1 protein-coding gene is annotated in these 1,136 nt (G+C 62.5%); it reads left to right on the top strand.

Annotated features, from left to right (window positions below; all coding sequences use genetic code 11):
* Nucleotides 1–1,136: RHS repeat domain-containing protein (locus KGB28_RS01870; protein ID WP_411740565.1), on the top strand; the 1,136-nt coding region annotated here is incomplete at both ends.

Genomic DNA, 1,136 nt, shown 5'->3' with positions numbered 1-1,136 from the left:
CGCTTGGTCGAGTCGTGGGACCCACGGTTGTGGGGCACGGCGCCGAAGCCGAACCTGGCCACGGTCTACGGCTTGAGTGGGCAACCGTTGCTGACGGACAGCGTCGATGCCGGTTGGCAGTTGAGTGTGCTGGATCAGGCCGGTTCGCCCTGTTCGTTTTGGGATGCACGAGGCAGTCAGCGTCACACCGAGTTTGACGAACAACAGCGGTCCGTCACCGTCACGGAACAGGCCGCGGGGGAACGACCTTGTGTAGTGGAACGCTTGAGCTACGGAGATTCCGATCCGGCTTTCGCCGAACACAACCAGTGCGGGCAGTTGATCCGTCATGACGATCCGGCGGGTACTCAAATCTTCCCCGTCTATGGGCTTGCCGGTGCCGTGCTGGTAGAAGATCGACGCTTCCTCGCTGACCTCGAAACACCTGATTGGCCCTTGGAAATCGATGACCGCGAGGCGTGCCTGGAAGCTCAATCATTCATCACCCGCCACACCTTCAATCCCACCGGCGAGCTACAGGAACAAACCGATGCCATGGGCAACGTTCGCACCTTTGGTTACGACGTGGCGGGCAAACCGAGTGAGGTCTGGCTGCAATTGCCCGGTGAAGGGCGCGCACCGCAATGTCTGGTCAGTGCCATTCGCTACAACGCCGAGGATCAGGTCGAGCGCGAAACCGCCGGCAATGGTGTGACAATCCGCGCGGAATACGCTGCCGAAGACGGCCGGCTGATCCGGCTGGTAGCGGCATTGGGAAATCAGAAGCCCTCGCAGGACCTGAACTACGTCTACGACCCGGCGGGCAATATCGTCAAACGGCTCGACGAGTCCCAAGCGGTCAGCCATTTCAACAGCCAGCGCATCGAGCCGATCAACCGCTACCGCTACGACAGCCTGTATCAACTGGTCGAAGCCCGGGGCTGGGAGGTCAGCCAGCCGAGTCATGGCCCGGCCCTGCCGACACTGCTGCCCACGCCGCTGGACCCCAGTCAACGGCGCAATTACACCCAGCGCTTCGAGTACGACCGGGGCGGGAACTTGATCAGCCGCCAGCGCAGCGGTGCGCCCGGCTTCTCGATGTTCACCTCGGCACGAAGCAACCGTAGCCTCGCGCAGCGCGATGACGGCTCGCTGCC

This window comes from Pseudomonas sp. BF-R-19, assembly GCF_019956445.1.
Classification (GTDB): Bacteria; Pseudomonadota; Gammaproteobacteria; order Pseudomonadales; family Pseudomonadaceae; genus Aquipseudomonas; species Aquipseudomonas fluorescens_BH.
The sequence above is the reverse complement of the archived record's forward strand: the minus strand, read 5'-3'. Positions and strand labels throughout refer to the sequence as shown.